Below are 8,820 nucleotides of genomic sequence, written 5' to 3' on the forward strand. Positions count from 1 at the left end.
GCGGTCCGCGCGTGACCGATCGGCGGTGGGACACCGGCCGGCCGGGTGGCCTCGACACGCGGGGCTGCCGTGCGCGCGACACGCCGAGCCGGTGACCAGGGCTCGCGGTCACCCGCCCGAGGCGGTCTGTCCCTCCTCCGGGTTGAGCGAGAAGTAGTCCTCCTCTTCCTGTGCCATGTGCAGCCGCAGCACCGCGTCCAGGCCGTACAGCGCGGCGAGCAGGTCCGGCAGCTCGTCGCGGCGCAACCGGCCGTCCGGGTGCTGGGCCAGATGACCGCCGATCCGGTCCACCAGCCGGCCGATCTCCACGTGCGCCCGGCTCATCGTCGAGGTCGCCTCGCCGCTGCCCAACGGGCCGGCCAGCGCCGGGTACAGGTGCCGTTCCTCGGCGGCCTCGTGCGGCAGCACCTCGTCGACGAGCCGGCGGTGCACCTCCCGCAACGCCGGTACGCACTCCGGCGCGTCCGGGCGGGCCACCACCAGGTCGGCGGCGTCGCGCAGCCGGTCCAGCACCTCGCGGACGGCGTCGTGCTCGCCCGCGTACCGGTCGAGGAGCTCCCGGGTCCGCGGCGGGACGTCCCGGTGGCGCAGGCCGCCCCGCAGGGCGCGCAGCGCGTTCACGATCACCAGCACGTCGATGCCCTCCTGGAGGAACGCGCCGGCGACCGGGGGCAGCCCGCCGGCCGCGGCGGCCACCATCGCGACCACGGCCAGCGCCATCCCGACGGTGGCGCTCTGCACCGCGATACGGCGGGCGTACCGGGCGATGTCGACGGCGTCGGCGAGCCGGTCCAGCCGGTCCACGGTGAGCACCGCGTCGGCCACGTCGGCGGAGGCGGTCGCCCCGGTGGCGCCCATCGCCACCCCGACGTGCGCCTCGGCCAGCGCCGGCGCGTCGTTGACCCCGTCGCCGACCATCACGGTCACCGCCCGGCCCGACTCCTCCTGCACCCGGGCGACCTTCTGCTGCGGCGAGCACTGGGCCCAGACGTCGTCCACGCCGACCGTCTGCGCGACCTGCTGGGCCGTACGCGGCCGGTCGCCGGTGACCATGACCAGGCGGTTCAGCCCGCTCTCGCGCAGCCGGCGCACGGTGCGCCGGGCGTCGGGGCGTACCGGGTCCTCCAGCAGGATCGCGCCGAGCGGGCCGTGGTCGTCGCTGACCCAGACGGTGGAGCGGCCGGCCAGCTCAGCGCGCTCGCGTACCCGGTGCGCCCACTCGGGTGGCTCGCCGTCGAGCTGGCCCACCCGCACCAGCCGGCCGTCCACCCGGCCGGTGACCCCGCGCCCCGGCTCCTCCGTGACGTCCGCCGGCTCGGTCAGCGGCAGCCCCTGCGAGCGGGCCTGCCGAACCAGGGCGGCGGCCAGCACGTGCGGGGAGAGCTGCTCGACGGAGGCGGCCAGCCGCAGCACCTCGTCCCGGTCGCCGCCGGGCGCGACCACCGTCTCGGCGGCGCGCGGCCGGCCGGCGGTGAGCGTGCCGGTCTTGTCCATCAGCAGGGTGCGGGCCCGGCCGAGCAGCTCCAGCGAGCCGCCGTCGCGGACCAGCACCCCGCGCCGGGCCACCCGGGACAGCCCGGAGACGATCGCGATCGGGGTGGCCAGCAGCAGCGGGCAGGGGGTGGCCACCACCAGAACTGCCACCGCCCGCAGGAACTCGCCGGAGACCACCCAGGCCACCCCGGCCACCAGCAGGGTGAACGGCACGAACGCGGCCGCGTACCGGTCGGCCAGCCGCACCATCGGGGCCTTACGCGCGGTCGCCTCCTCGGCGAGCCGGACGATCCCGGCGTACGTGCTCTCCGCCGCGCTCCTGCGGGCCCGCAGGCCGAAGCCCGCGCCGGCGTTGACCACGCCACTGGCCACCTGCTCGCCCGTGCCTCGGGTGACCAGCTGCGACTCGCCGGTGACCACCGACTCGTCCAGCGTCGCGGGCTCCTCGACGGTCCCGTCCACCGGCACCACGTCACCGGGACCGACCACCAGCCGGTCCCCCACCGCCACCAGGTCCAGCGGCACCACCTCGATGCCACCGTCCGGGGTACGCCGCCGGGCCTGCCGGGGCGCGCGTTCCAGCAGCGCCCGCAGGTCCCGGCTGGCGCGCCGCTCGGCATAGTCCTCCAACGCCTGCCCGGTGGCGACCATCACGGCGATCACCGCACCGGCCAGGTACTCCCGGACCAGCAGCGTGCCGACCAGCGCCAGCACGGCGATCACGTCCACCCCGAACTGCCGGCGCCACAGCTGCCGCACCATGGTCCAGACGGCCGGCAGCAGCGCCGCCACGGTCACCGCCGCCCAGACCAGCTGGGCCGCGCCGGGCAGGCCGGCGAGCCACAACCCGGCGCCGGCCAGCCCGGCCAGGGTGAGCAGGGTGAGCGGCCCCCACTCGCGCCAGTCCACCCGGCGCCGCCGCACCGGCCGCTCGGGTACGCACTCGCGCGGTTCCGCATCCACGTGCGGATCGTCTCAGCGGGACGCGTGGCCGGGCAGGGCATCACGGGTAATCCGGCACGGGTCGAAGGGCCCGGATACGGCGGGCCTGGCGCTCCGTGCGACCGGACGCCGGGTGGCAGAGGATGAGGAGGCAACGCCACCCGGACCCGGCCGGGTGCGGCACGATGGGGAAAAATGGAAAGGTCGTGACGATGAGCCACGAGACGCCGGCTACCGGCCGCCCGCTGACCACCGCGCTCGCGGAGGCCGCCGCGACGTCCGGTCGTGCCCCCTCGGTCCACAACACCCAGCCGTGGCGCTGGAAGGTCCTCCCCGACGCGCTGGAGCTGCGGATGGCGCGGGACCTCCGGATCAGCGCCACCGACCCGGAGGGCCGGCTGGTGACGCTGAGCTGCGGCACGGCGCTGCACCACGCGTGCGTGGCGCTGGCCGCCGAGGGCTGGACGGCGGCGGTGGAGCGGATGCCCGACCCGAACCAACCGGACCTCCTCGCCCGGTTCACCGGGTTCCGGCACACCGGGGCGGACCCGGACGCGATGCGCCTCGTGCAGTGCATGCAGGTCCGGCACACCGACCGCCGGCCGGTGAGCGACGAGCCGGTGCCGGGTGCGACCCTCGACGAGATCGTCGAGGCGGCCCGCGCGGACGGCGTACGGCTCCAGCTCCTCGACTCGGACGAAGTGATGGACCTGGCCGCGGCGGCGTCGCAGGCCGGCACGGTCTCGGCCGAGGACCCGCAGACGCGCGAAGAACTGGAATATTGGACCAACCGGGCCGGCACCGGCACCGGGCTGCCGCCCGAGGTGCTGCCCGCGCAGGCCCCGCAGACCACCGTGCCCGGCCGCGACTTCGGCCGTCCCGGCACCCTGCCGGTCGGACCCGGCCACGACCAGACCGCCCGCTACGGGATCCTCTGGGGCACCGAGGACGAGCCGGACAGGTGGCTACGGGCCGGTGAGGGGCTCTCGTCCGCCTGGCTGACCGCCACCCGGCTCGGGGTCTCCGTGGTGCCGCTCAGCGGCGTGGTGGAGGTGGAAGGCACCCGCCTGACCGTGCGCCGGCTGCTGGCCGGCCTCGGCTACCCGTACCTGGTGCTGCGGCTGGGGCTGCAGGATCCGGCGCACGCCGGACCCCCGCACACCCCGCGGCTGGCCACCGAGGAGATCGTCGACACCTCCGCGGCACAGGGCGGGGGCCGGTAGTCGGCTCGTCTCCGACCGCGACCGGGCGATAGCATCGGCCGGTGGCCAGCGCACCGAATCCCCGGCACGAGCACGTCACCCCGTCCCTGGGCCTGACCCCGCTGTCCCGGGTGCGGCTCGACGAGCTGCTCCAGGAGATGCTGGACCGGGTCGGTGAGGTGGTCACCAGCCGGGAGCGGCTGCGCGCCCTGCTCGACGCGGTGGTGGGCATCGGCAGCGACCTCGACCTGCGCAGCACCCTGCAGCGGATCGTGCAGTCGGCGTGCGAGCTGGTCGGCGCGAAGTACGGCGCACTCGGCGTGATCGGCCCCGACCGGCTACTGCACGACTTCATCATCCACGGCATCGACGAGAAACTGCACGCGAAGATCGGTGACCTGCCGCACGGGCGGGGCGTGCTCGGCCTGCTCATCGACGACCCGCGGCCGCTGCGCATGCCGGACATCACCCAGCACCCCAGGTCGTACGGCTTCCCGCCGCACCACCCGCCGATGCACAGCTTCCTCGGCGTGCCGGTCCGCATCCGCGACCACGTCTTCGGCAACCTCTACCTCGCCGAGAAGCAGGGCGCGACCGAGTTCACCGAGGACGACGAGGAGATCGTGGTGGCGCTGGCCGCCGCGGCCGGCGTGGCGATCGAGAACGCCCGCCTCTACGCGTTGGCGCACCGGCGGGAACGCTGGCTGGCCGCCACCGCCGAGATCACCGCGGTGCTGCTCGGCGAGGTCCGGCGGACCGACGCACTGACCCTGGTGGCCCGCCGGGCCCGGGAGGTCGCCGAGGCGGAACTGGCGCTGGTGCTGCTCTACGACGAGGACGAGGGCCAGTTCACCATCGAGGTCGTCGACGGCGCCGACGAGACCGCACGGGCCCTGGTCGGCGCGGTGCTGCCGGCCGCCGAGACCACCTTCGCCAGCTCGGTCACCGAGGGCCGGCACGAGTCGCTGGACAACCTCGCCGAGGCCGCACCCTGGCCCCACCCGGTGGTCGCCGGCCCGGCCGTGGTCTCCCCCCTCACCGCGGCCGACACCCTGCACGGTGTCCTGGTGATCGCCCACCGCCCCGACCGCCCGCCCACCGCCGAGGACGACGTCGCGCTGCTCAACAGCTTCGCCGGGCAGGCCGCGCTGGCCATGGAACGGGCCCGGGGCCAGGAGGAGCGGGAGCTGTTGGTGGTCCTGGAGGACCGCGAGCGGATCGCCCGCGACCTGCACGACGTGGTGATCCAGCGGCTCTTCGCGACCGGCCTGCAGCTGCAGAGCGGCGCGATGAACGCGCGCCCCGAGGTGGCCAAGCGGATCAACGCGGCCGTCGACGACCTGGACGCCACCATCCGCGACATCCGGCGGACCATCTTCGAGCTGCGCACGCCGATGAGCGCCGCGCTGCGTACCGAGATCCGTGAAGCGATCGAGGTGGCCGCCGAGTCGCTGGGCTACCGTCCGCACCTGGACCTGGTCGGCCCGATCGACAGCGCCGTCCCGGACGAGCTGCGTCCCGAGCTCACCGCCGTGCTGCGCGAGGCGCTGTCCAACGCCGTACGCCACGCGCAGGCCGACCGGGTGTCGGTGACGGTACGGGTCGACGCCGGCTGGGTGACGGTGACGGTCACCGACGACGGGGTCGGCTGCGACCCGGAGGCGGCCCGCAGCGGCCTGGTGAACCTGCGCGAGCGGGCCGAACGCCTCGGTGGCGACTTCCAGTTGAGCCGGGTGACCCCGCACGGCACCGAACTGCGCTGGAGCGCCCCGCTGCGCGACTGACCGGGCCGACCGCGCGGCCGAGCGGTCAGTGCCGCTGGCCGAGCAGCCGGGTGGCCAGCACCGCCGCCTGCGTACGCCGCTCCAGGCCGAGCTTGGCCAGCACGCTGGAGACGTAGTTCTTCACCGTCTTCTCGGCGAGGAACATCTTGCCGGCGATCTCCCGGTTGGTGAGCCCCTCGGCCACGTACTCCAGGATCCGCCGCTCCTGCTCGGTGAGCGACTTCAGCTCGCGCGGCTGCTCGACGCCGCTGCGGATCCGCTCCAACACCCGGGTGGTGATCGCCGGGTCGAGCAGGGACTGCCCGGCCGCCACCCGGCGGACCGCGTCGACCAGGTCGGTGCCCCGGATCTGCTTGAGCACATACCCGGCGGCGCCGGCCATGATCGCGGCGAAAAGCGCCTCGTCGTCCTCGTACGAGGTGAGGATCAGGCCCTTGATCGAGGAGTCCAGGGCCCGGATGTCCCGGCACACGTCGATGCCGTTGCCGTCGGGCAGCCGGGCGTCGAGGATCGCCACGTCGGGACGGAGCGCCGGGATGCGGCGGGCCGCCTCCTGGGCGGAGCCGGACTCACCGACCACCTCGATGTCACCGCTGCTGGTGAGCAGGTCGGCAAGGCCACGACGGACGACCTCGTGGTCGTCGAGCAGGAACACCCGGATCATCCGTCCTTTCTACCTCGGTGCCCCGCAGTCGTGCACGGGCCGAAGGTCCCGACCCCGACGCCGCGGCGGGTAGACCGTCCCCCCGAGATGGGGACCTTGGGCCCTGCTCGCGTAACCCCTGGTTGACGCACTGTAGGAGGGAGCCGACCAGGAGGCGGCACGGCCTGCCACGGAAGGAGCAGCCATGACCACCGGCTTCACCGTCACGCAGCTTACGGCCGCCGCCACCGACGCCGTCCAGGCACCGTCCCTGCACAACACCCAGCCGTGGCGGTTCCGGCTGCGCGACGGCGGGATCGAGGTGTCCGTCGACCCACTGCGCGGGCTGCCCGCCACCGACTCGAGCGGCTGGGGCGCCCGGATCGCCTGTGGGGCGGCCCTGTTCAACCTGCGGCTGGCGCTCACCGTGGCGGGCACCCCGGCCACGGTCCGGCTCCGCCCGTACCCCGCCGACCCGAACGTGGTCGCCCGGCTGGAACCGGACGTGCCACGCCGACCCACCCCCACCGAGGAGAGCCTGTACGCGGCGATCGGCCGGCGGTTCAGCAACCGCGCCCCGTTCTGGCCCGACCCGGTCCCCGCCGACGCCCGGTGGCGGCTCGTCGAGGCCGCCCGGGCCGAGCAGTGCTGGCTGGAACTGCTGATCGGCACCAGCGCGGTCAACGCGTTCGCCGAGATCGCCCGCAGCGCCCACCGGGTCCTCGAACGTGACCCCGCGTACGTGGCCGAGCGGACCGCCTGGATCCGGTCCGAGCCCGCCCCGGACGGCGTGCCGACCGCCGCCGGCGGCCCGCCGAGCGAGCCGCAGGACCTGCTGCCGCAGCGCGGCTTCGGCGGGCGCAACCGGGGGCCGGGGCGGGACTTCGAACCGGAGCCGCTGGTCGCGGTGCTGGGATCGGCCGGGAACACCACCACCGACCAGATCATCGCCGGCCAGGCCCTGCAACGGGTGCTGCTGACGGCCACGGACGCCGGGCTGGCCGTGTCGATGATCTCCCAACCGATCGAGGTGTCCGGAGCGCGGGAGGCGCTGCGGCTGTCCCTGGGCCGGTTCGGCACCCCGCAGATGGGGATGCGGATCGGATACGGCCAGCCGGGCGTCACCACCCCGCGCCGCCCGGTCGAGGAGGTGCTCGACGTACCGGTCGCGCCGGCCTGAGCCCACGCCGGGTCGGGGACCCTCAGGCCAACCCGCCGACACCGGCCAGCAGCTCCGCCTCACGTGCCGGATCGAGCCCCACCGGGGCCCGGGCCGGCCGGCCGGCGCGGGGCGGCACCTGCCCCACCTCGCACAGCCAGCGCCAGGTGTCGACGACCGTTTCGGCCACCGGCCGGCAGACCAGCCCCGACGCGTACGCCCGCTCGACCCCCCGTTCCTGCAACCAGCGGTACGCGTGCCCGCGCGGGATCCAGATCGGCAGGTCGTTCCAAGGCTCCACGCCGGCGGCCAGGATCGGCTCCGGGTCCGTCCAGCGCAGCGTCGGGTCCGACCCGGTCGCGGTCACGGCCGCGTCGAGCAGCTCACCCATCGTCGCGTGCCCGGTCCGTCCGATCACGTTGTACGCCCCGCCGGCACCCTCAGCACCCCGGTCCAGCAACCAACTCGCCAGGTCCCGGACGTCGATGTACTGCACCGGAAGGTCCCGCGGCCCCGGAGCCAGCACTTCGCCGCCCCGGGCGATCCGCCGCAACCACCACGGCAGCCGCCCGATGTCCTCGCCCGGCCCGAGAATCAGCCCGGCCCGGGCCAGCAGCGCCCGATCGCCGAAGACCTGCACCGCGGCCCGCTCGCCGCCCGCCTTGTTCCGCGGGTAGTCCCCGTCGGCCGCGTCCACCTCGGCCTCGACCGTCGGGGCCTCCTCGCCCACGCCGGGCGGCACCGGCTCGGCGTACACCGACCCGCTGGAGACATAGACGTACTGCGGCACCGCCCCGACGAGGGCCCGCGCGGCATCCCGTACCGCCCGGGGCGCGCCGTCCCAGGTGTCCACCACCAGGTCCCACGCACCCCCGGAGAGCGCCGCCAGCCCGTCCGGCGCCGTCCTGTCCCCCCGCACCCGGTGTACGCCGGCCGGCACCTCACCGTGCAGCCCTCGGTTGAACACCGTCACCGACCAGTCACGTCGTACCGCCTCCGACACCACCGCCCCACCGACGAATCCGGTCCCGCCCAGCACCAACAGCCTCATACGCCCCACCTTGCCCGGTCGCCGAGCCCTCCCACACCCAGATTCACCGTGAGCAGATCTGCCCAGGGCAGAAGCCACGCCCCGATCCCCGCCCGCCTCCGCTCCGCCCCAACAGGCCTTGATCGACTCCAGGTGCCGAATGTGGTGGTCACGACCGGCGGTGGAAACCGCCCTTTGCGGGACATGGAGTGGATCACCGGCGTTTCGTGATCGCCTGCCACGAATTCTGCGAGGCATGTCCGGTTTGACTGTGAGCGGCGGCATCCCGGGGCCGGAATGATGGCGGGCCGCCGGTCGTTGTAGATGGCTGCACGGCCTCCGATGGGTGTCTGCGAGCCCGCCGGCTTCGGCGGGTGCCCGATCCCCGGAATGATGGCGGGCCGCCGGTCGTTGTAGATGGCTGCACGGCCAAGGAAGGCCCCGCCCCGGGGGCCGCCCCCGAAAGGCCCCACCCTGTGGGCTGCTCGCTTCGGCGGGTGCCGGGTCCCGGGAATGTTGGCGGGTCGTCGGTGGTTGTGTATGGTCCCGGCGCTGCGAAGAGGCGA

The 8,820-nt window shown here is 74.7% G+C and carries 6 protein-coding genes; 3 read left to right on the forward strand and 3 right to left on the reverse strand.

All coding sequences use genetic code 11. The features are described 5' to 3' along the window. Positions 1-108: 108 nt before the first annotated feature. Complete coding sequence (locus tag ACIRG9_RS30675; RefSeq protein WP_402863706.1) at positions 109-2,457, reverse strand: heavy metal translocating P-type ATPase; 2,349 nt, start codon at positions 2,455-2,457, stop codon at positions 109-111. 191 nt (positions 2,458-2,648) lie between these two features. Here ACIRG9_RS30675 and ACIRG9_RS30680 point away from each other — a divergent pair, with 191 nt between their 5' ends. Next, on the forward strand, positions 2,649-3,659 hold the full coding sequence (locus tag ACIRG9_RS30680; RefSeq protein WP_402863709.1) for an Acg family FMN-binding oxidoreductase: 1,011 nt from the start codon (positions 2,649-2,651) through the stop codon (positions 3,657-3,659). Between the two features lie 92 nt (positions 3,660-3,751). Continuing rightward, the gene (locus tag ACIRG9_RS30685) at positions 3,752-5,422 is read left to right on the forward strand and encodes a GAF domain-containing sensor histidine kinase (RefSeq protein ID WP_402863731.1); all 1,671 of its coding nucleotides are present in this window, start codon (positions 3,752-3,754) and stop codon (positions 5,420-5,422) included. Between the two features lie 25 nt (positions 5,423-5,447). On the opposite strand, the gene ACIRG9_RS30690 is transcribed toward ACIRG9_RS30685, so the two are convergent. Continuing rightward, positions 5,448-6,086 carry a response regulator transcription factor gene (locus ACIRG9_RS30690; protein ID WP_091116747.1) on the reverse strand — a complete coding sequence of 213 codons (639 nt, stop codon included), beginning with the start codon at positions 6,084-6,086 and terminating at the stop codon, positions 5,448-5,450. A gap of 184 nt (positions 6,087-6,270) precedes the next feature. On the opposite strand from ACIRG9_RS30690, the gene ACIRG9_RS30695 reads away from it, so the two are divergent. Further along, positions 6,271-7,245, forward strand: a complete 975-nt coding sequence (locus ACIRG9_RS30695) for an Acg family FMN-binding oxidoreductase (RefSeq protein WP_402863713.1) — start codon at positions 6,271-6,273, stop codon at positions 7,243-7,245. Positions 7,246-7,267: 22 nt separating this feature from the next. Here the strand turns inward: ACIRG9_RS30695 and ACIRG9_RS30700 are convergent, their stop codons facing one another. Continuing rightward, entirely contained in the window at positions 7,268-8,275 is a 1,008-nt protein-coding gene (locus ACIRG9_RS30700; RefSeq protein WP_402863716.1) for an NAD-dependent epimerase/dehydratase family protein, read from the reverse strand. Positions 8,276-8,820 lie beyond the last annotated feature (545 nt).

Source organism: Micromonospora sp. NPDC093277, assembly GCF_044765245.1.
Lineage (GTDB): Bacteria > Actinomycetota > Actinomycetes > Mycobacteriales > Micromonosporaceae > Micromonospora.